This window comes from Agromyces bracchium (assembly GCF_009709675.1).
Classification (GTDB): Bacteria; Actinomycetota; Actinomycetes; order Actinomycetales; family Microbacteriaceae; genus Agromyces; species Agromyces bracchium.
In genome coordinates, this window is the sequence record NZ_WMLB01000024.1 from 1 (window position 1) to 21,416 (window position 21,416).

Annotated in this window: 21 protein-coding genes; 2 read left to right on the plus strand and 19 right to left on the minus strand. The window is 71.8% G+C overall.

Annotated elements, in window-relative coordinates:
• Positions 1–307: 307 nt before the first annotated feature.
• A complete protein-coding gene (locus GJ743_RS11265) occupies positions 308–1,669 on the minus strand; it encodes a CoA transferase (RefSeq protein WP_230386739.1) in 1,362 nt (453 codons plus the stop codon).
• 6 nt (positions 1,670–1,675) lie between these two features.
• Positions 1,676–2,977 carry a tyrosine--tRNA ligase gene (gene tyrS / locus GJ743_RS11270; protein ID WP_328289087.1) on the minus strand — a complete coding sequence of 434 codons (1,302 nt, stop codon included), beginning with the start codon at positions 2,975–2,977 and terminating at the stop codon, positions 1,676–1,678.
• Between the two features lie 123 nt (positions 2,978–3,100).
• Here tyrS and GJ743_RS11275 point away from each other — a divergent pair, with 123 nt between their 5' ends.
• Together GJ743_RS11275 and GJ743_RS11280 are read left to right on the plus strand one after the other, a co-directional pair.
• Positions 3,101–3,733 carry a DNA-binding protein gene (locus GJ743_RS11275; protein WP_155052045.1) on the plus strand — a complete coding sequence of 211 codons (633 nt, stop codon included), beginning with the start codon at positions 3,101–3,103 and terminating at the stop codon, positions 3,731–3,733.
• Positions 3,734–3,897: 164 nt separating this feature from the next.
• Complete coding sequence (locus GJ743_RS11280) at positions 3,898–4,494, plus strand: hypothetical protein (protein ID WP_155052046.1); 597 nt, start codon at positions 3,898–3,900, stop codon at positions 4,492–4,494.
• 19 nt (positions 4,495–4,513) lie between these two features.
• Here the strand turns inward: GJ743_RS11280 and GJ743_RS11285 are convergent, their stop codons facing one another.
• The 17 genes from GJ743_RS11285 to rpmI form a co-directional block, all read right to left on the minus strand.
• A complete protein-coding gene (locus tag GJ743_RS11285) occupies positions 4,514–5,146 on the minus strand; it encodes a DNA-3-methyladenine glycosylase (RefSeq protein ID WP_155052047.1) in 633 nt (210 codons plus the stop codon).
• A gap of 41 nt (positions 5,147–5,187) precedes the next feature.
• Positions 5,188–6,621 (minus strand): argininosuccinate lyase, encoded by a 1,434-nt coding sequence (argH, locus tag GJ743_RS11290; protein ID WP_155052048.1) that lies wholly within the window; start codon positions 6,619–6,621, stop codon positions 5,188–5,190.
• A 2-nt stretch (positions 6,622–6,623) separates the two neighbouring features.
• Positions 6,624–7,553, minus strand: coding sequence for an ornithine carbamoyltransferase (gene argF / locus GJ743_RS11295; protein ID WP_155052049.1), 930 nt, complete (start codon positions 7,551–7,553; stop codon positions 6,624–6,626).
• A gap of 58 nt (positions 7,554–7,611) precedes the next feature.
• Complete coding sequence (locus GJ743_RS11300) at positions 7,612–8,769, minus strand: acetylornithine transaminase (protein WP_155052063.1); 1,158 nt, start codon at positions 8,767–8,769, stop codon at positions 7,612–7,614.
• A 38-nt stretch (positions 8,770–8,807) separates the two neighbouring features.
• Positions 8,808–9,767 (minus strand): acetylglutamate kinase, encoded by a 960-nt coding sequence (gene argB / locus GJ743_RS11305; RefSeq protein WP_155052064.1) that lies wholly within the window; start codon positions 9,765–9,767, stop codon positions 8,808–8,810.
• Positions 9,768–9,784: 17 nt separating this feature from the next.
• Positions 9,785–10,942, minus strand: a complete 1,158-nt coding sequence (gene argJ, locus GJ743_RS11310) for a bifunctional glutamate N-acetyltransferase/amino-acid acetyltransferase ArgJ (protein ID WP_328289089.1) — start codon at positions 10,940–10,942, stop codon at positions 9,785–9,787.
• A complete protein-coding gene (gene argC, locus GJ743_RS11315; RefSeq protein ID WP_155052050.1) occupies positions 10,939–11,982 on the minus strand; it encodes an N-acetyl-gamma-glutamyl-phosphate reductase in 1,044 nt (347 codons plus the stop codon). The genes argJ and argC overlap by 4 nt, the downstream gene beginning before the upstream one ends.
• Positions 11,983–12,235: 253 nt before the next feature.
• Entirely contained in the window at positions 12,236–12,649 is a 414-nt protein-coding gene (locus tag GJ743_RS11320) for a DUF1801 domain-containing protein (protein WP_155052051.1), read from the minus strand.
• Positions 12,650–12,782: 133 nt separating this feature from the next.
• On the minus strand, positions 12,783–15,308 hold the full coding sequence (pheT, locus tag GJ743_RS11325) for a phenylalanine--tRNA ligase subunit beta (protein WP_155052052.1): 2,526 nt from the start codon (positions 15,306–15,308) through the stop codon (positions 12,783–12,785).
• A gap of 3 nt (positions 15,309–15,311) precedes the next feature.
• Entirely contained in the window at positions 15,312–16,352 is a 1,041-nt protein-coding gene (gene pheS / locus GJ743_RS11330; protein ID WP_328289090.1) for a phenylalanine--tRNA ligase subunit alpha, read from the minus strand.
• A gap of 42 nt (positions 16,353–16,394) precedes the next feature.
• Positions 16,395–17,303: an amino acid ABC transporter permease gene (locus GJ743_RS11335; RefSeq protein ID WP_155052053.1), complete on the minus strand. Its 909-nt coding sequence runs from the start codon at positions 17,301–17,303 to the stop codon at positions 16,395–16,397.
• Positions 17,300–17,947 carry an amino acid ABC transporter permease gene (locus GJ743_RS11340; protein WP_166548693.1) on the minus strand — a complete coding sequence of 216 codons (648 nt, stop codon included), beginning with the start codon at positions 17,945–17,947 and terminating at the stop codon, positions 17,300–17,302. The genes GJ743_RS11335 and GJ743_RS11340 overlap by 4 nt, the downstream gene beginning before the upstream one ends.
• A 78-nt stretch (positions 17,948–18,025) precedes the next feature.
• Entirely contained in the window at positions 18,026–18,901 is an 876-nt protein-coding gene (locus tag GJ743_RS11345; RefSeq protein ID WP_155052054.1) for a glutamate ABC transporter substrate-binding protein, read from the minus strand.
• Between the two features lie 55 nt (positions 18,902–18,956).
• A complete protein-coding gene (locus GJ743_RS11350) occupies positions 18,957–19,742 on the minus strand; it encodes an amino acid ABC transporter ATP-binding protein (RefSeq protein WP_155052055.1) in 786 nt (261 codons plus the stop codon).
• A gap of 70 nt (positions 19,743–19,812) precedes the next feature.
• Positions 19,813–20,613: a TrmH family RNA methyltransferase gene (locus GJ743_RS11355; protein WP_328289091.1), complete on the minus strand. Its 801-nt coding sequence runs from the start codon at positions 20,611–20,613 to the stop codon at positions 19,813–19,815.
• Positions 20,614–20,795: 182 nt separating this feature from the next.
• Positions 20,796–21,182: a 50S ribosomal protein L20 gene (gene rplT / locus GJ743_RS11360; protein ID WP_129234085.1), complete on the minus strand. Its 387-nt coding sequence runs from the start codon at positions 21,180–21,182 to the stop codon at positions 20,796–20,798.
• 32 nt (positions 21,183–21,214) lie between these two features.
• Positions 21,215–21,409: a 50S ribosomal protein L35 gene (gene rpmI / locus GJ743_RS11365; RefSeq protein WP_067949205.1), complete on the minus strand. Its 195-nt coding sequence runs from the start codon at positions 21,407–21,409 to the stop codon at positions 21,215–21,217.
• Positions 21,410–21,416 lie beyond the last annotated feature (7 nt).

Sequence of the window (21,416 nt, forward strand, 5' to 3'; positions counted from 1 at the left end):
GTTCAAAAAATTGGCATTGAACATAGTGCACGCTGTTGAGTTCTCAAGGAACGGACGCACCCGGTTCACGATCGCGCTGCGATCGATCATCCGAAGCGATGTTCGTCATTCATCCGGTGATCCCGAGGGACCGATACGGATGCTTCGAACCCGGGATCCTGCGTGAGGATCAGGGGTTCGGGATCGTGCCGCTTGAGGAGGCGAAGCTTTTCGCTTCACTCGCTCCTGTGGGGCAACGAATGAATACTCTACGAAGATCGGGGCGGTGCCGCAACTCGGCGTCGCATCCCGGGCGTGTCGCGCCGCATCACGCCCAGGACGGCCGATCCGAGCCCCACGGATGCGGTGGCGCGGACCACCTCATCAGCCCGTCCGGCGATGCGATCGCGGGAGCCGCGATGCGCTGCACGCCCGCGAGGCCGGACACCGTCCCCGCGTGCGATTCCCGAGCCGCGTCATCCAGTCCCGCCGGTCCCGGCTCGACACGCCTCGGCAGGCCGAGCAGTTCGGCGGCGGTTCGGCGCAGCGACATCCGCGCGAGCCACGAGCCGCCGTCGATCGAACGCCGGCGGAGCAGCGTCATGATCGCCGCAGCGAGAAGGTACCCGGTTGCGTGGTCGAGCGCCTGGGCGGGCAGGGCGCCGGGCGTATCGGGCGCTCCCTCGACGAACGCGATGCCCGAGGACGCTTGGACGAGGCTGTCGAACCCGCCCCTCTCCCCCGCTGCGTCGTCGAATCCCCACGCGGCGAGTTGACCGATGACGAGTCCGGGGTGACGGACGGCGAGGTCCTCCGGCGAGAGTCCCAGTCGCCCGAGCGATGCCGGCCGGTACCCGAGCACGATCGCGTCGGCCCCGGCCAGCAGGTCGTCGAAGCGCTCGGCCTCGTCGGCCGAGCGCAGGTCGAGCAGCGCCGAGCGCTTGCCGGGCCCGCCCTCGAGGTGCTGCCATTCCAACTCGGGCGGCGACGGCGGGTCGATCCGCAGCACCTCGGCGCCGAGCAGTGCGAGCGTCCGCGTCGCGACCGGGCCGGCGATCACTCGGGTGAGATCCAGGACGCGGATGCCTTCGAGCGGTCGATCGTGACCGGACCGGTTCGTGGCGACAGGCTCGGCGTCGCCGAGCCGCGACGACTCGATCAGCGGATGCCGCCGGAGCTCCCGATCCAGGCTCGGATCCTCGACCTCGACGGCGACGCACATCCCGCCGGCCCGGGTCACCGCCTCCGCGAGGGCCGCCGCCGACCATCGGACGACCGCGGCATCGATCGCCGCGGCATCCGCCCTCTCGTCGACGCCGAGCACGCGCCGCAGCGCGGCCGCGTGGTGCGGATAGTTGCCGTGCGTGCGGACCCAGCCGTCACGGGCGCGGCGGAACCCGGAGAGCGGCGACCACACGGACGGCGGCACGCCGTCGAAGCGGGCGACCCGCTCGCTCTGGAACGCGGTCGCGATGCGCGCGCCGTCGAGGGCGATCGTTCCGGGCGTGGCATCCGTCGACCAGGCGGCGAGGCTCGCGGCGGCGACGGATGCCACGGCCAGCGACGACACGTCGAGGCGCGCCGGCAGCGGCACCTCGGGCAGCGGCGCGAGCGCTGCCAGCTCGGCGGAATCGCGGCCGAGCGCCGCCCACACTCGCGCGAGGAGCCGGTCTGCTGCCTCGCGCGCCAACGGGACCTACCGGACGAACACGCCCGCGAGCGTCTTCTTGCCGCGACGGAGCACCGCCATGCCGCCCGCGTCGGTCCGGCCGCCGATGAGCGCCGCATCGTCCTCGACGCGCACGTTGTCGATCGAGACGCCGCCCTGCGCGATCGCGCGGCGGCCCTCGCTGAGGCTCGCCACGAGGCCGGTGTCGACGAGCAGCTGCACGATCGAGGCATCCGCTTCGGTCTCGGTGTGGGGCAGCTCGCGGAGCGCGGCCTCGAGCGTGCCGCGGTCGAGGCCGGCGAGGTCGCCCTGCCCGAAGAGGGCCTGCGATGCCGCGACGACGGATGCCGTGGCATCCGCCCCGTGCACCAGAGTCGTGACCTCGTGGGCGAGGACCTTCTGCGCCTCGCGGCGGAAGGGCTCGCTCGCGACCTTCTCGGCGAGGTCCTCGATGCGCTCGCGCGAGAGGAACGTGAACACCTTGAGTCGGTCGATCACGTCGGCGTCGTCGGTGTTGAGCCAGAACTGGTAGAAGCGGTACGGGCTGCACATGTCGGCGTCGAGCCAGATCGCGTTGCCCTCGCTCTTTCCGAACTTCGTGCCGTCGGAGTTCGTGATGAGCGGCGTGCCGATCGCGTGCACGTGCCGGCCCTCGACCCGGTGGATGAGGTCGGTGCCGCTCGTGAGGTTGCCCCACTGGTCGCTGCCGCCCGTCTGCAACACGCAGTCGTACTGGCGGTAGAGCTCGAGGTAGTCGAAGCCCTGCAGGATCTGGTAGCTGAACTCGGTGTAGCTGATGCCGGCGTCGGAGTTCAGGCGCGACGCGACCGCGTCCTTCTTCAGCATCGTGCCGACACGGTAGTGCTTGCCGATGTCGCGGAGGAAGTCGATGGCGGAGAGGCCGGCGGTCCAGTCGAGGTTGTTGACCATGCGGACCGCACTCTCGCCCTCCGCGGAGAGGAATCGTCGGACCTGGGCGTCGAGGCGGCCGACCCACTCGGCGACCGTCTCCTTGGTGTTCAGCGTGCGCTCGGCCGTCGGGCGCGGGTCGCCGATGAGCCCGGTGGAGCCGCCGACGAGGCCGAGCGGCTTGTGGCCCGCGAGCTGCAGCCGACGGAGCGTGAGGATCTGGACCAGGTTGCCGAGGTGGAGGCTCGGGGCGGTCGGGTCGAACCCGCAGTAGTACGTGATCGGCTCGCCAGCCAGGAGTTCCTTCAGGGCCGCCTCGTCGGTCGAGACGTGGACGAGCCCGCGCCAGCGGAGCTCCTCCCAGACGTCGTCGAACGAGGGGTCGTTCTGCTGCGTGGCGAGGATCGCGGGGTCGGACACGACTGCAAGGGTAGCAGCGGCCGGATGGTGAGCTGGTGAAGCCTGAATCCTTGATCTTGTGTAGTAAAGGCTCTATACTTCATTCATCGAATTCAAGTCCCTGCACTTGACAGGAGTCGGCAGATGTACGTGATCACCGCAGACCAGATCGGCAGCCGCGCAGACGTCGACCGCTCGTCGGCCATGCAGCACGAGCTGGAGGACCGGTACGGCGATCGCCTGCTCCTGCCCGTCGACCAGACGGCCGGAGACGAGCTGCAGGTGCTCACCGACGACGCCGACACCGCGATCGACCTCGTCCTCCACCTCGCACGCGACGGGCACTGGAGCATCGGCCTCGGCATCGGCGGCGTGCGCGAGCCCCTCCCCGACGCCGTGCGCAAGGCGACCGGCGGTGCGTTCTTCGCGGCGCGCGAGGCGGTCGAGGCGGCCAAACGTGCAGAGGCGCGCTTCGCGCTCCGGACCGAGGACGGCGACACGGGGCTCCTCCCCGCGAGCGAGGTAGAAGCGGTGTTCCGGCTGCTCCTGCTCCTCCGCGACCGCCGGAGCCCGCAGGGCTGGGAGGCCGTCGACCTCGTGCGGTCGGGCCGATCGCAGAAGCACGCGGCCGAACTCCTCGGCATCTCTGACGCCGCCGTCAGCCAGCGTCTCCGAGCCGCGATGTGGTCGGCCGACGACGACGCGCGACCGGCGATCGTACGACTGGTCGCCTCGCTCGACCGACACGACGCCGCCCCGGAGGGATCCGGCGGCTGATCGCTCTCCCGCTCGACCCATGCGCGGTCAGCGCCCGCCGAGCGGGCGGACGCGCGCGCCGTCTCCCCCGCCGCGTCCGAGGCAGCCTCTATGCTCGACGCGACCCCCCGGGACCCGAACGCCCGGACCCGAGCCCGGCGCGATCCCGGGAGAGCGGAGGACCCGTGAACGTCGTCGGTGCGATGTCGGCCGTCGGATGGGCGGTGATCGTCGTCGCGCTCGGCGCGTCGGCGGTGCTCTCGGTGCTGGCGTACCTCCGCCCGAGGCCCATCCACCTGTGGCCCGCGGCGGGCACCCTGGCGCTCGCGATCGTCGCCGCATCGACGGTGCCCGACGACGTGCCCATGGTCGCGGCGCCGCTCGTCGGCCTCCTCGGCATGGTCGTCGCGGTCTTCGGCGGGAGCCCGGCGGCGGCGACCGCGCTGCAGCTCGCGATGGGCTCCAGCACTCCACCCGGTGCGCACGGCGGCATCCTCGTCGCGGTCCGGTCGGACGAGCCGACGCCGCCCGGCGTCGCCCCGGTTCGGCGCGAGGTCCTCCGCGGTGGCCTCACGATCGGCGTGCTCGAACGGCTGGCCTCGGCGGGCACGATCATCGCGGGCTTCCCGGAGGGGCTCGCGATCGTCGTGGCGGTCAAGGGCGTCGGGCGGTTCACCGAACTCGAGGCCCCCGAGGCGAGGGAGCGCTTCATCATCGGCACGTTCGCGAGCCTCATCTGGGCGTGCGCCGCGGCCCTGGCCGTGCACCTCGCGATCCGCTGACCTCGCGGCGGCCCCGCGGTCAGTGCGACTTCGGATGCCGCCGGTACACCGAGACGCCGGGATCACCCGGCACCCAGAACCGCCACGGGTACGACGCCGCGCCGCCGGCCCCGCTGATGCCCGTGCGAGGCCCGGTCGCGTGTGCGAGCGGCGCCACCCGGACCTCGAGCGAGAACGGCGACGCGAGCAGGTCGGCGCCGTTCGCGGCGAGCGGCACGCCGAGCGCCTGCGCGAGGCGTGCCGGCCCCCGTGCGAGGTCGCGGTCCGTCGAGCGCGGGCGCCGCGACCGCGCCAGGTCGAGTCCGTCGACGACGGTCCCCCCGCGCAATAGGATCCCCGCCGACGTGCCCGGCACGCCGGAGACGACGTTGAGGCACACGTGCATGCCGTACGTGAAGTACGCGTAGAGGTGCCCGCCGTCGCCGAACATGACGGCGTTGCGAGCCGTCCGCCCGCGGAACGAGTGCGAACCCGGGTCGACGCCGACCCCGCGGTACGCCTCGACCTCGGAGAGCCGGACGGCGACGCGACCCTCCTCGGCGTCGTACGCCAGAACCGCGCCGAGAAGGAGCGGCGCGAGTTCGACGGGGTCGCGGCGGAACCAGGCACGATCCGGTCGCACGAGCTCGGCGTGCGACGCCGGTCGCGGCATCCGCTCGCCCATGCTCAACGCGCTCGTCGCCGGATCGACGCTCAGTCGTCTCCGCCGGGGAGGACGGAGACGAGGTGCCGCACGCGATCGGCGAGCGAGGCGAACTGCGCGTCGACGCGGGCGGGCGCGGTGCCGCCGATGCCGTCGCGGCTCGCGACCGACCCCTCGATGGTCAGCACCTCGCGCACCTCGGGAACGAGGTGCGGCGAGACCGACGCGAGCGCGTCGTCGTCGACCTCGTGGAGCTCGAGCCCGTTCGTCTCGGCGTACCGGACGAGCGCGCCCGTGATCTCGTGCGCGTCGCGGAACGGCACCCGGCGCTTCACGAGCCACTCCGCGACATCCGTCGCGAGCGAGAACCCGGCCGGCGCGAGCTCGGCCATGCGCTCGGTGTGGAAGGTCAGCGTCGCGACCATGCCGGTGAAGGCGGGCAGCAGCACCTCGAGGGTCTCGACCGAGTCGAAGACGGGCTCCTTGTCCTCCTGCAGGTCGCGGTTGTACGCCAGCGGCAGCGCCTTCAGCGTCGCGAGCAGGCCCGAGAGATTGCCGATGAGCCGCCCGGACTTGCCGCGCGCGAGCTCGGCGATGTCGGGGTTCTTCTTCTGCGGCATGATCGACGACCCGGTCGAGTAGGCGTCGTCGAGCGTGACGAAGCCGAACTCGCGCGTGTTCCAGAGGATGACCTCTTCCGAGATGCGCGACAGGTCGATGCCGATCATGGCCGCGACGAACGCGAACTCGGCGACGACGTCGCGGCTCGCGGTGCCGTCGATCGAGTTCTCGGCGGGGTGCGCGAGCCCGAGGTCGCGGGCGACGGATGCCGCGTCGAGGCCGAGCGTCGACCCGGCGAGGGCGCCGCCGCCGTAGGGCGAGACGTCCGCGCGCTTCATCCAGTCGACGAGACGCTCGAGGTCGCGCGAGAGCGCCCAGCCGTGCGCGAGCAGGTGGTGCGCGAGGAGCACGGGCTGCGCGTGCTGCAGGTGCGTGCGCCCGGGCATGATCGCCGTGCGGTGCGCGTCGGCCTGCGCCGAGAGCGCGTCGATGAGGTGCACGAGCATGCGGCCGATCGTGACCGCATGGTCCTTCAGGTAGAGGCGCACGAGCGTGGCGATCTGGTCGTTGCGGCTTCGGCCGGCGCGCAGCTTGCCGCCGAGCTCGGGGCCGACCTCGGCGATGAGCGCGGCCTCGAGCGCGCCGTGCACGTCCTCATCGGAATCGGCGGCCACGAGCTCGCCGTCGGCCACGCGCTGCTCGAGCGCGTCGAGGCCCGCGATCATGCGGTCGAGCTCGTCGGCCTCAAGGTAGCCGGCCGCGGAGAGTGCGCGGGCGTGCGCGCGCGACCCGGCGAGGTCGTACGGGGCGAGCTGCCAGTCGAAGTGGGTCGACTTCGACAGGCGCTGCAGCTCGGGCGAGGGGCCGCCGGCGAAGCGGGCGCCCCAGAGCGAGCCCTCGTTGGTGCCGTGCTGGTCCGACATGCTCACGCGTCCTTCCTGGCGAGGAGCCAGACGAGCAGCGCCTTCTGCGCGTGCAGCCGGTTCTCCGCCTCATCCCAGATGATCGACTGCGGACCGTCGATGACATCGGCGCTCACCTCGTAGCCGCGGTCGGCGGGCAGGCAGTGCATGAAGACGGCGTCGGGCTTCGCGAGCGACATCAGCTCGGCGTCGACCGTGTACGCGCCGAAGGTCGCGACGCGGTGCGCCTTCTCGTCCTCCTTGCCCATCGACACCCAGGTGTCGGTGACGATGACGTCGGCGCCGGCCGCGGCCTCGGCGGCGTCGGTGTAGAGCGCGACCGAGCCGCCGGTGGCGGCGGCGATGCGGTCGGCGTCGGCGACGACGGATGCCGCGGGCGCGAACTCCTCGGGCGAGGCGACCCGCACGTGCATGCCGGCGGTCGCGCCCGCGAGCACGTACGACTGGGCCATGTTGGAGGCGCCGTCGCCGAGGAAGGCGACCGTGAGCCCGGCGAGCTCGCCCTTGTGCTCACGGATCGTGAGGAGGTCGGCGAGCAGCTGGCACGGGTGGAAGTCGTCGGAGAGCGCGTTGACGACGGGAACCGTCGTGCCCGCGGCCATCTCGTCGAGGCCGGCCTGCGCGTAGGTGCGCCACACGATGGCCGATACCATCCGCTCGAGCACGCGTGCCGTGTCGGACGGCGTCTCCTTGCCGCCGAGCTGGCTGTTCGCGGTGGAGATGATGAGCGGCGAGCCCCCGAGGTCGGCGATGCCGACCGCGAACGAGACGCGCGTGCGGGTCGAGGACTTGTCGAAGATGACGGCGACGGTCTGCGGGCCGGCGAGCGGGGCCTCGGCCCAGCGGTCGGCCTTGAGGCGGACGGCGAGGTCGAGGATCTCGGCCTGCTCGGCGGGCGTGATGTCGTCGTCGCGGAGGAAGTGGCGGGTCATGGATGCTCCGTTCTGCGCGGGGCGAGCGGGATGGTCGTCGGTCTGGTGGGCGGCCGGGTCAGCGGGTGGCGGCGACGGCGTCGAGCGCACGGCCGAAGCGGTCGGTGAACTCGTCGAGTTCGGCGTCGCCGATGATGAGCGGCGGGGCGAGGCGGATGGTCGAATCGTTCGCCGCGTTCACGATGAGGCCGGCCTGCATGGCCGCGGCGGAGAGCTCGGATGCGACGGGTTCCGTGAGGGCGACCCCCGCGAGCAGCCCGCGGCCGCGCATGCCCGCCACGAGCGGCGAGCCGAGGCCGAGCACGCGCTCGCGCAACTCGGCGCCGCGGCGCGCGGCGTTCTCGACGAGGCCGGCGCGCTCGATCTCGGCGAGGACCGCGTCCGCGACGGCCGTCGAGAGCGGGTTGCCGCCGTACGTCGAGCCGTGCTGTCCGCGGGAGTACAGGTCGGAGGCGTGTCCGAACGTCACGAGCCCGCCGATGGGGATGCCGCCGCCCATGCCCTTCGCGACCGTGATCGCGTCGGGGACGATGCCCGCGTGCTGGAACGCGAACCACTCGCCGGTGCGGCCGGCGCCCGTCTGCACCTCGTCGACGATCAGGAGCGCACCGTGGCGGCGGGTCAGGTCGCGTGCCGCCCGCAGATACCCCTCGGGCAGCTCGAGCACCCCCGCCTCGCCCTTGATCGGTTCGAGGATGAGCGCCGCGACCGACTCGTCGAGCTCGGCCTCGAGCGCTTCGATCGTCGAGGGGATGTGCGTGACGCCGCCCGGGAGCGGCTCGAACGCGTCGCGCATCGCGGGCTTGCCGGTGAGCGCGAGCGAGCCCATGGTGCGGCCGTGGAACGCGTCGACGAGGGCGAGCACGCGCGTGCGCGCGCCGCCCGAGTTGTTGAGGCGAGCGAGCTTGAACGCCGCTTCGTTCGCCTCGGCGCCCGAGTTGCCGAACCAGACCCGACCGGCCTCGCCGGCCCCCGAGATCCGAGCGAGCCGGTCGGCGAGCGCCAGGGCGGGATCGGTGGCGAAGTAGTTCGACACGTGCGCGAGCCTCGACGCCTGCCGCGTCACGGCGTCGACGAAGACGGGGTGCGCGTGGCCGAGCGAGTTCACGGCGATGCCGGCGAGGAAGTCGAGGTACCACGTGCCCTCGTCGTCCTGCACCCGGGCGCCCTCGCCGCGCACCAGCTTCGCGAGCGGCGAGCCGAGGGTCTTCATCATGCGGTGCGAGTAGTGCTCGCGCCAGTCTCCGGCGCCCGTCACGAGGCCACCCCCGAGGCATCCGTCGCCGCCCCGCTCGACGTGACATCCGGCACGACCGGGACGACCTCGGTGCCGATGCCCTGCCGCGTGAAGATCTCGAGCAGGATCGAGTGGGGAACGCGCCCGTCGATGATCGCGGCCTTCGGCACGCCGCCCGCCACGGCCTCGAGGCACGCCGTCATCTTCGGGATCATGCCCGACTCGAGCGACGGCAGGAGCGCCTCGAGTTCGGGCACGTCGATCTCGGAGACGAGCGAGTCGCGGTTCGGCCAGTCGCGGTAGAGGCCCGCGACGTCGGTCAGGATGACGAGCTTCGCCGCCCCGAGCGCGACCGCGAGCGACGCGGCGGCCGAATCGGCGTTGACGTTCAGCGACTGCCCGGGCTGGTCGAGGTCGGGTGCGATGGAGGAGACGACCGGGATGCGGCCGGCATCCACCTGCGCGAGCACCGCCTCGGGGTCGACCTCGATGACGTCGCCGACGAGTCCGAGGTCGACCTCGACGCCGTCGACGACCGCGCCGCGGCGACGACCGCGGAACAACCCGGCATCCTCGCCCGAGAGCCCCGCCGCGAGCGGACCGTGCTCGTTGATGAGGCTCACGAGTTCGCGGTTCACCTGCCCCGACAGCACCATCCGGACGACGTCCATCGTCTCGGGGGTCGTCACGCGGTACCCGCCGCGGAACTCGCTCGCGATGCCGAGCCGGTCGAGCATCGAGGAGATCTGCGGTCCGCCGCCATGCACGACGACCGGGCGGATGCCGGCGTAGCGGAGGTACACCATGTCCTCCGCGAACGTGCGCTGCAGCTCGGGGCTCACCATCGCGTTGCCGCCGAACTTCACCACGATCGTCTCGCCGTGGAAGCGCTTCAGCCACGGCAGCGCCTCGATGAGGGTCCCGGCCTTGCTCGCGGCGGCGGCCGCGTCGTTGCGCGCGTCGTCGTCGGGGTTCATCTGCTCCTCGCTCATGCTCAGCTCGAGTACGCGCTGTTCTCGTGCACGTAGTCGTGCGTGAGGTCGTTCGTCCAGATCGTGGCGGATGCCTCGCCCGCGTGCAGCTCGACGAGCACGTTCGTCGCGCGCGGCGCGAGGTCCACGTCGTCCCGCGGGCGGTCCGGCCGGCCCGCGTGGCACACCCGGACGCCGTTCATCGTCACGTCGACGAGGTACGGGTCGAACGGCGCGGACGTGGTGCCGATCGCCGCGAGGACCCGACCCCAGTTCGGGTCGTTGCCGAAGATCGCGGCCTTGAAGAGGTTGTTGCGCGCGATGGAGCGGCCGACCTCGACCGCGTCGTCCTCCGTGACCGCTCCGCGCACCTCGATCGCGATGTCGTGGCTCGCCCCTTCGGCGTCCGCCTGGAGCTGCAGCGCGAGGTCACGGCACGCGGTCGTGAGCGCCTCGGCGAACGTCTCGGGGTCGGGCTCGACGCCGGAGGCGCCGGAGGCGAGCAGCGTGACCTGGTCGTTCGTCGACATGCAGCCGTCGGAGTCGAGGCGGTCGAAGGTGACCCGCGTCGCACGCCGGAGCGCCGCGTCCAGTCCCGGCGCATCGACGACGGCATCCGTGGTCAGCACCACGAGCATGGTCGCGAGGCCCGGGGCGAGCATGCCCGCACCCTTCGCCATGCCGCCGATGCGCCATCCGTCGACGACGACCTCGACCGTCTTCGGCCTCGAATCGGTCGTCATGATCGCGCGCGCCGCGTCGGCACCCGCGGCCTCGTCGCCGGCGAGCCGGTTCGTCGCGGAGAGCACGCCCTCCTCGAGCACCTCGCCGTCGAGCTGGTCGCCGATGAGCCCGGTCGAGCAGACGAGCACGTCGCCCGCCGAGACGCCGAGGGCGGATGCCGCGGCCTCCGCGGTCCGGTGCGTGACCTGAAAGCCCTCGGGGCCCGTGAAGCAGTTCGCGCCCCCCGAGTTCAGCACGATGGCGGCGACCGTGCCGTCCTGGATGACCTGCTCGGACCAGAGGATCGGATTCGCCTTGGCCCGGTTCGAGGTGAAGACCGCCGCGGCGGCCGTCGACGGCCCCCGGTTGACGACGACGGCGAGGTCGAGGGCGCCGGAGCGCTTGATGCCGGCCGCGATGCCGGCGGCGTCGAATCCCTGGGGTGCGGTCACGCTCACGGTGCGACTCCGTTCACGGGGAGCCCGGTCGCCTCGGCGAGGCTGAGGGCGATGTTGGCGGACTGGATGGCGGCGCCGGCGGTGCCCTTGACGAGGTTGTCGACCGCGGTCACGACGACGACCCGCCCCGCCGCCTCGTCGACCGCGAGGCCGATGAGCGCGGTGTTGGCGCCGAGCACGTCGGCCGTGCGCGGGAACTGGCCCTCGGGCAGCACCTGCACGAACGGCTCCCCCGCGTACGCGTCCTCCCAGGCCGCCCGCACGGTCGCGGCATCCGTTCCCGGCACGACCCGCGCGGTCGAGGTCGCGAGGATCCCGCGCGACATCGGCACGATCACGGGCGTGAACGAGATCGTCGGCGCCGCCGCACCCGCCCACCGCAGCGCCTGCTGGATCTCGGGGATGTGGCGATGCGTGCCGCCGACGGCATACGGGTTCGCGGAGCCGAGGATCTCGGAGCCGAGGAGGTGCGCCTTGAGCGCCCGCCCGGCGCCCGAGGGCCCGACGGCGAGCACCGAGACGAGGTCGGCGTCCTCGATGACGCCGGCGCGGATGCCCGGCGCGAGCGAGAGGGCCACCGTGGAGGCGTTGCAGCCGGGGGCGGCGATGCGCCGCGTGCGGGCGAGGCGCGTGCGCTGCGTGCCCGAGAGGCGCGGCAACTCGGGCACCCCGTACTCCCAGGCGCCGTGGAAGTCGCCGCCGTAGAACGCCGCCCAGTCGCCGGCGTCCTCGAGTCGGTGGTCGGCGCCGCAGTCGATCACGAGCGTGTCGGCCGAGAGCTCGGCCGCGATCGCGCCGGACGCGCCGTGCGGAAGCGCGAGGAAGACGACGTCGTGACCGGCGAGGGTCTCGGCCGAGGTCTCCTTGAGGGTGAGGTGCGTGTAGCTGCGCAGGTGCGGCTGCACCGCGGTGAGCGGCTGCCCGGCGTTCGAGTGCGCGGTCACGGTCCGCACGTCGAACTCGGGATGGTCGGCGAGGAGGCGCAGCAGCTCCCCGCCCGCATAGCCGGACGCGCCGGAGACGGCGACGGTAAACGTCATGGAATCCACCTTATTGGGCTGGACGATCGGGGTGACGGCTCCGGCGACGCCCAGGGCGGCAGGCTCAGGCCGCCGCGGGAGTCGCCTGGATTCGGCGCTCGCCCCGACGTCGGCCGCGCAGCACGACGGCACGCACGACGCGTGCGGTCTCGGCGGGCCGGGCGGTGGACATGCGGCGACCCTAGCCGGGCGGGCGGGCGCGGCGCAAATCACGTGACGGCGCAGACGAGCGGATGACGCGCGCCGGCGCCGCTCAGACGTCGTCGCCGCGCGTGCGCACCCAGGCGCGGTCGACCAGCGACTCGAGCACGGAGAGGTCGACGGTCGAGAGACGGCCGACCCAGAGGCATCCGGCCCCCACCTTGACCTTGCCCAGCCGATCGATGAGCTCGTCGGCGCCCGGGGTCTGCAGCCCGTACAGGGAGATCGAGGCCTTGCGCGGCGAGAACGCGACGACCGCGGTGTCGCCCTCGTGACCCGAGTCGTACCGGTAGTGGTGCAGGCCGTAGCCGACGATCGACGGACCCCACATGACGGCGTCGGTGTCGGTCACGCGATCGAAGAGCTCGCGGAGCACCAGGCCGTCTTCACGACGCCCGGCGGGCTCGACCGACTCGAGGAACTCCGACACCGAGGCTCCAGTGGGAACCGTCTTCGCTTCGGCCATGATCAACGGTACCGCCGTCGGGGCGGCGCGGCGAGGACCGGATGCGCGGGTCGACGCGCCGGCCTGCCTGCGAAGCGAGAGGGCGCCCGCCGATGACCGGCCGGGCGCCCTCGTGACGGTGCGACGGATGCCGCTACTCGCGGATCGCGGCCCCGGTGCGCTCGGCCGCGAGGGCGGCGCCGGCCATCTTGGCGTCGCTCGCCTCGGCGGCGGTGAGCGTGCGGTCGCCGGCCCGGAAGCGCAACGCGAACGTCAGGCTCTTCGAGCCCTCGGGAACGCCCTGCCCCCGGTAGTCGTCCACGAGCTGCAGGTGCTCGAGGAGCTCGCCTGCGCCCTCGCGGACCGCGGCCGCGACGGTCGCCGCGGGCACGTCGGCGCCGACGACGAGGGAGAGGTCCTGCGTCGCCGCGGGGAGCGTGCCGATGGGGCGCGCCTCGACGGTGTCGCTCGCGAGCGCGATGATCGAGTCGAGGTCGACCTCGGCGACCGCGACCACGCGCGGCAGGTCGGCCTCGGCGGTGAGCGACGGATGCAGCTCGCCCGCGTAGCCCACGAGCTGCCCGGCGACGCGGACCTCGGCGGTGCGGCCGGGGTGCATCGCCTGGTGCGAACCCTGGACGAACTCGACCTCGGCGCCGGCGGCATGTGCGATGCGGCGGACCGCGTCGAGCGCGTCAGCGATGCCCGCGGGCTCGGCGGCCCGCCCGGGCTGCTTGTGCTGGAGGTCGCCCGTGAGCAGCACGCCGACGTGACGCGGCTGCGCGGGGATGCCGTCGTTCAGTTCGGCGAGCACCGCCTCGGACGGACGCTCCCAGCCGATCGGCAGCTCGGCCGTGCCGTACGAGCGACCCGCCTCGGGCAGGAAGACGAGACCGAGCTCGTACACGTCGAGGTCGGTGAAGCCGCGCGACAGGTTGCGACGCGCCACCCCGATGAGGCCGGGGATGAGCGAGCGACGCAGGTACGGCACCGTCGCGTCGAGCGCGTTCGCGAGCTTCACGCCCGCGACCGGCGAGCCGTCGGCGGAGCCGTACACCGCGTTCTCGGCCTCGGACACGAACGGGAAGGCGAGCACCTCGGTCGCGCCGGCGGCGGCGAGCGCGTCGGCCACGCCGCGGCGCACGCGCTGCGAACGCGTGAGACCTCGCCCGGGCGGGGCGACGGGCAGGACCGACGGGATGCGGTCGTAGCCGAGCAGCCGCGCGACCTCTTCCGCCAGGTCGACGTTCGCGGTGAGGTCGGGGCGCCACGACGGCGGGACGACGTCGAAGCCGCCTTCGACGCGGGTCACGGCGCCACCGATCTCGGCGAGGGCGTCGTGCACCTCGTCGGCGGTGTACTCGACACCGATGAGCCCCGTGACGAACCCGTCGGGCAGCCGGATCGCCTCGCGCGCGGGCGCCTCGTGGAGCAACGACCCGGTCTCGTCGGCGGTGCCGCCGGCGAGGTCGACGAGCAGCTGCGCGACACGTGCCGCCGCCGCACCCGCGACCGCGGGGTCGACGCCGCGCTCGAAGCGCTTGGACGCCTCGCTCGGCAGCTTGTGCCGGCGCGCGGTGCGCGCGATCGAGACGGGGTCGAAGTTCGCGGCCTCGATGAGCACGTTCGTGGTGGCGTCGCCGATCTCGGTCGTCGCGCCGCCCATCACGCCCGCGAGGCCGATCGGTCCGCGGTCGTCGGTGATGAGCAGGTCCTCCGCGTGGAGCGCGCGCACCTTGCCGTCGAGCGTCTCGAGGGTCTCCCCCGCCGCCGCACGGCGGACGACGATGCCGCCCTGCAGCGCATCGAGGTCGTAGCCGTGGATCGGCTGGCCGAGCTCGAGCATGACGTAGTTCGTGATGTCGACGGGCAACGAGAGCGAGCGGATGCCGGCGAGCTTCAGCCGCGCGATCATCCACGCCGGCGTCGGCCGGGTCGGGTCGATGCCGCGCACGATGCGCGTCGCGAACACGCTCGCGCCGACCCGGCCGCGGATCGGCGCCTCGTCGCGGACGGCGACGGGGAACGCGTCGACGGAGGCATCCGCCGCGGTCACCTGCGCGGCCGGGTCGCGGTACACCGCGCCCGTCGCGTGGGCGTACTCGCGGGCGACGCCGCGGATCGAGAACGCGTACCCGCGGTCGGGCGTGACGTTGATCTCGACCGCCGCGTCGTCGAGGCCGAGCAGCGCGATCGCGTCGGTGCCGACCGGCGCGTCGATCCCGAGCGTCGAGAGGCGCAGGATGCCGTCATGGTCGTCGCCGAGGCCGAGCTCGCGCGCCGAGGCGATCATGCCGTCGGAGACGTGGCCGTAGGTCTTGCGCGCCGCGATCGGGAACGGCCCGGGCAGCACGGAGCCCGGGAGGGTCACCACGACCTTGTCGCCGACGAAGAAGTTGCGGGCGCCGCACACGATGCCGTGCACGGCATCGCCGCCGTCGGCGGCCTGCTCGCCGTCGGGCGCGACGCGCACGTGGCACCAGCGGATGGTCTTGCCGTTGGACTGCGGCTCCTCGACGAACTCGAGGACCTCGCCGACGACGATCGGGCCCTGGAGGTCGAACGTGTGCACGTCCTCCTCCTCGAGCCCGACGCGCACGAGCGCGGCGTGCACGTCCTCGAGGGACGTGCCCGGCGGGAGATCGACGTACTCGGCGAGCCAGCTGAGGGGCACTCGCATGCGTTAGACCACCATTCCGAACTGCTGGGAGAAGCGGATGTCGCCCTCGGCCATGTCGCGCATGTCCTGGACGTCGTTGCGGAGCATGAGCCCGCGCTCGATGCCCATGCCGAAGGCGAAGCCCGTGTAGACCTCTGGGTCGATGCCGGCCGCGCGGAGCACGTTCGGGTGCACCATGCCGCAGCCGCCCCACTCGATCCAGCGCGGGCCGTCCTTGAAGGTCGGGTGCCAGAAGTCGAGTTCGGCGCTCGGCTCCGTGAACGGGAAGAAGCTCGGGCGCAGGCGCACCTTGGCCTCGTCGCCGAAGATCGACTTCACGAAGTGGTCGAGCGTGCCGCGCAGGTGGGCCATCGTGAGGCCCTTGTCGACGGCGAGGCCCTCGAACTGCATGAAGACGGGCAGGTGCGTGGCGTCGAACTCGTCGGTGCGGTACACGCGGCCGGGAGCGAGCACGTAGATCGGCACCTCGCGCTCGAGCATCGAGCGCACCTGGACCGGACTCGTGTGCGTGCGCATCACGAGATGCGCCTCGGGCGGATCGACGAAGAACGTGTCCTGCATGGCACGCGCCGGGTGATCGGCGTCGAAGTTCAGCGCGTCGAAGTTGAACCACTCGCTCTCGACCTCGGGACCTTCGGCGATCTCCCAGCCCATGCCGGTGAAGACGTCGCACACCCGGTCCTGCAGCAGGGCGAGCGGATGCCGCGCCCCGGCCGTGAATCGCGACGGCAGCGCCGTGACGTCCACCGCCTCGGCGGCGAGCTGCGCCTCGGCCTCGACCTCGAGGATCTCGGCCTCGCGGGCGGCGAACGCCTGGTTCACACGGCCGCGGGCGCCGCCCACGAGCTTGCCGAGGGCGGCCTTCTGGTCGTTGGGGACGTCGCGGAGCGACGCGTTCAGCCGCGCGAGGGTCGACTTCTCGCCGGTGTGCTCGGCGCGGACGGCCTTGAGCGCGGCGGAGTCGCCGGCGGCGGCGATCGCGGCGAGGGCCGCGTCGACCGCGGCCGCGACGGCCGGTTCGGTGATCTGGAGGGGCTCGGACACGAAGAACGAGTCTAGTCGTGGCGAGGGGCCGCCCGTGGCCGGTCAGACCGAGCCTTGGCCCATCTGCCGCGCCTCCGCGTTCGCCTTCGCCACGCCCTTCAGCAGCTCCTCGTTCTCCTCGTCGGGGTTCGGCGGCTTCTGCCCCGTCCGGCGAGCCGTGCGCTTCGCGACCCACCTCGCGAACCACGACAGCGCCAGGTTCATCGCGAGGTAGAGCACGAGGGTGACGATGAAGAACGAGAACAGGTAGTAGTTGCCGTAGAAGCTCGCGAGCTGGTTCATGTTGACGCGAAGCAGCTCGACGTAGCCGACGATGTAGCCGAGCGAGGTGTCCTTCAGGAGCACGACGAGCTGGGCGATGATGATCGGCAGCATCTGGCGGAACGCCTGCGGGAACTCGATGAGCATCTTCGACTGCATCGGCCGCATGCCGAGGCTGAGGCCGGCCTCGCGCTGGCCGCGCGGCAGCGACGCGAGGCCGGCGCGCAGGGCCTCGCCGATGAGCGCGCCGTTGTAGAGCGTGAGCGCGGCGACGACCGCCCAGAACGAGCCCGTGTTCAGCACGAGCAGGATGAAGAGCATCATGAGCAGCACGGGCATGCCGCGCACGAACTCGAGCACGATCGCCGTCGGGATGCGGATCCACGCCGTCTGCGCGCTGCGCAGCAGCGAGAAGACGATGCCGAGCGCGACGGCGAACACGGCCGCGGTGAGCGCGGCGCGGAGCGTGCCCCAGACCCCCGCGACGAAGATGTAGCGCCAGACGGTCGGGTCGGCGAAGATGTCCCACCGCGACGGATCGAAGTAGCCGGGCAGTTCGCCGCGTGGAGCGTTCAGGGTGAAGAAGACCCAGGCAAGACCGCCGAGGATGGCGATACCGCCCGCGATCGAGGCGATCAGGGAGTTGCGACGGGCCACCGGGCCCGGGGCGTCGAAGAGGACGTTCGTCATCGCTGCACCACCCAACGTCGTTCGAGTCTGGCCGCCAGCAAGCCGAGCGGCACGGTGATGAGCAGGTAGAAGGCGGCGACGCCGAGCAGGACCGGGATCACCTGGTCGCCGCGCGCGTTCGCGACGGTGCGGCCCACGGCGAAGAGCTCGACGACGAAGAATCCGCCCGCGACCGAGGTGTTCTTCGTGAGCGCGATGAACACGTTGATGAGCGGCGGGATGGTCATCCGGAATGCCTGCGGGAGCACGATGAGGCCGACGGTCTGGCGGAAGCCGAATCCGACGCTCCGGGCGGCCTCCGCCTGGCCCACCGGGACGCCGTTCACTCCCGAGCGCAGTGCCTCGGCGACGAACGGCGACGTGTACACCGACAGCCCGATGATCGCGCGGGTGACGAAGTCGAGTCGCACGTCGAGCAGGGGCAGGACGAAGATGCAGAAGAAGAGGACGAGGGTCAGCGGGGTGTTGCGGACGAACTCCGTGTACACGGTCGCGAACCACCGGAGCGACGGCACCGGTGAGATGCGCATCGCCGCGACCAGGGTGCCGATCACGAGCGCCGCGAGCCCTGAGACCACCAGGAGCAGCAGCGTCGTTCCGAACCCCTGAAGGTAGAGGTCGAGGTTGTCGATGATCGCGTCCACGCGCGTCCTTTCCGTGCGGTCGGGCCTGCGGACCCGGGAGGTCCGGGCGTCGCTCGGACGCCCGGACCTCCGTGGGGATCAGTACCGGTCGACGGCCGGCGGCTCGCGGAACTCGAGCACGGTGCCCGCCGTGGCATCCCACGCCGCCTCGTACGAGCCGTCCTCGTAGGACTGCTCGAGGACGTCGTTGATCCACGAACGGAAGTCGTCGTCGCCGAGCATGACGCCGATGCCGTACGGCTCCTCGGTGAACGGCTCGCCGACGACCTTGAACTCGCCCGGGTTCTGGTCGACCAGGCCGGCCAGGATCACGTTGTCGGTCGAGACGGCCACGGCCTCGCCCTCGCGGAGGGGCTGGAGGCAGTTGCTGTAGGTGTCGGTCTCGATGACGTTCGCGCCGAGGTCCCGGAGGTTCTGGGCGGGGGTCGACCCGGTGACCGAGCAGACGGGCTGCCCGACGAGGTCGTCCTCGCTCGTGATGTCCTCGTTGTCGGCGAGCACGAGGATCGACTGGCCCGCCTCGAAGTACGGCCCGGCGAAGTCGACGACCTCCTTGCGCTCGTCGTTGATCGTGTAGGTCGCGACGACGAAGTCGACCTGGCCGTTCTCGATGAACGGCTCGCGGTTCGCCGAGACCGTCTCGACCCACTCGATGTCCTCCGGCGCGATGCCGAGCTCGCCGGCGATGATCTTCGCGATCTCGACGTCGAAGCCGACCGGGACGCCATCGGGGCCGACCAGGCCGAAGAGCGGCTGGTCGAACTTGGTGCCGACCGTGACCGTGCCCGCCTCGGCGAGCGCCGCCATCGTCGTGCCCTCCTCGAACTCGGGCGCCTCCTCGACGCTCGGCTCGGCGCCGTCGTCGCCGGGCGTGCCGGCGTCGCCGGCGCAGCCGGCGAACAGGAGTGCGGTCGCGGCCGCAGCGGCGACCAGGGCGATTCTGCTGCGTCTCATGTCGTGCCTCATCTCTCGTGTCGTTCGGGTCCCCGCCGCTCGTGGCAGCGGAGGTCTAGTGCGCGAGGATCTTCGACAGGAAGTCCTTCGCGCGATCGGTCTTGGGGTGGTCGAAGAACTCGGCCGGGACCGCCTCCTCGACGATCGCGCCATCCGCCATGAAGAGCACGCGGTCGGCGGCCTTCCGGGCGAAGCCCATCTCGTGGGTGACGACGATCATCGTCATGCCCTCCTCCGCGAGCTCGACCATGACGTCGAGGACCTCGTTGATCATCTCGGGGTCGAGGGCGCTCGTCGGCTCGTCCATGAGGATGAGCTTCGGGTTCATGGCGAGCGATCGCGCGATGGCGACGCGCTGCTGCTGGCCGCCCGAGAGCTGCGCGGGCATCTTCTTCGCCTGGTCGGCGACGCCGACCCGCTCGAGGAGTTCCATGGCCTTGGCCTCGGCGTCCTTGCGCGACATCCGCTTGACCCGGATCGGCGCGAGCGTGACGTTCTCGAGCACGGTCTTGTGCGCGAACAGGTTGAACGACTGGAAGACCATGCCGACGTCGGCGCGGAGCTTCGCGAGCGCAGCGCCCTCCTCTGGGAGGACGTCGCCGTCGATCGTGATGGCGCCCGAGTCGATCGTCTCCAGCCGGTTGATCGCGCGGCAGAGCGTCGACTTGCCCGAGCCGGACGGCCCGATGACGACGACCACCTCGCCGCGGTTCACGACCGTGTTGATGTCGTTCAGGACGTGCAGGTCGCCGAAGTACTTCTCGACGTGGTCGATCACGACGAGGGGCTCGCCCCGTCGGACCGAGATGTTCGACGTTCGAGGAGCGGTGTCGGCCGGCATACCCCCCAAACTAGGGCTCGGAGCGACTCCGCGGCCACCGTCCGGACGGGGGGTTTACCGTTCCGTTACCTCAACTGCGCTGGGCGAATGCGCTCTCGTAGAGGCACACGGACGCTGCGGTCGCGAGGTTCATCGACTCGGCGTGCCCGTAGATCGGCACCGTGACGACCCGGTCGGCGAGCGCGAGCTTCTCATCGGGGAGGCCGTGCGCCTCGTTGCCGAAGAGCCACGCCGTCGGCTGCGCGAGCACGCCGTCGCGGCGGGCGTCGAGGAGGTCGTCGCCCTTGACGTCGGCGGCCAGGATCGTGAGGCCCGCCTCGCGCGCGCGGGCGAGCACGTCTTCCAGCTCGGCGCCCACGGCGACCGGCAGGTGGAAGATCGATCCCGTCGAGGAGCGCACGACCTTCGGGTTGTAGAGGTCGACCGCGCGACCCGTGAAGACGACCGCGTCGGCGCCGGCCGCGTCGGCCGCGCGCACGATGGTGCCGGCGTTGCCGGGGTCGCGCACCTCTTCGAGGATCGCGACGAGACGCGGATGCGCTGCGAAGACGTCCTTCACCGCGGTCGGGAACTGGTGGCAGACCGCGACGAAGCCCTGCGGCGTGACCGTGTCGGCCATCGCGTTCAGGACCTCCTCCGTCACGTACTCGACGTCGACGCCCGCGTCGATCGCCGTGTCGCCGATGTCGGAGTAGCGCTCGAGGGCGGTCGGGGTCGCGTAGAGCTCGACCACGAGCTGGGGCCGGAACGTGAGCGCCTCGGCGACCGCCTGCGGCCCCTCGAGGAGGAACATGCCCGTCTCGACGCGCGCGGGCTTCTTCGCGAGCTTCGCGACGGCCCGCACTCGCGGCGACCTCGGGTTCTCCAGCACGCGTCAAGCCTACCGACGGATGCCTCGGCGCCGGCGTTCCCGCGCCGCGCCGGGGCCGTGGCATCCGCTCCGTCCGTTCGCCGTTCCACCGCGCCGAGAGGTCTCCTGCCGCGCAAACCGCCCGGAGACGGCGAACGGCCCGGCACCACGGGGGTGCCGGGCCGTTCGGGCCGAAGCGGAGGTCAGGCCGCGTTCTTCGGAGCGTTCACGTCGCTCGGGAGCGCCTTCTTGGCGGCCTCGACGAGGCCCGCGAAGGTCGCCGGCTCGTTGACCGCGAGGTCGGCGAGGATGCGACGGTCGACCTCGATGCCCGCGAGCCCGAGGCCCTGGATGAGGCGGTTGTACGTGATGCCGTTCTGGCGGGCAGCGGCGTTGATCCGCTGGATCCAGAGGCGACGGAAGTCGCCCTTCTTCTTGCGGCGGTCGTTGTACGAGTAGACGAGCGAGTGGGTGACCTGCTCCTTCGCCTTGCGGTAGAGGCGCGACCGCTGACCGCGGTAGCCCTCGGCACGCTCGAGGATGACCCGACGCTTCTTGTGCGCGTTGACTGCGCGCTTGACTCTTGCCATGACTGTGTCTCTTCCTTACCGGATCTCGTCGCTCAGCGACCGAGCAGCTTCTTGATGACCTTGGTGTCGGGCGCCGAGGCGACCTTGTCCTGGTTCAGGCGGCGGGTGCGCACCGAGGACTTGCCCTCGAGGTTGTGGCGCATACCGGCCTGCTGCTTCTTGATCTTGCCGCTGCCGGTGACCTTGAAGCGCTTCTTGGACCCGGAGTGGGTCTTCTGCTTCGGCATCTCTCGT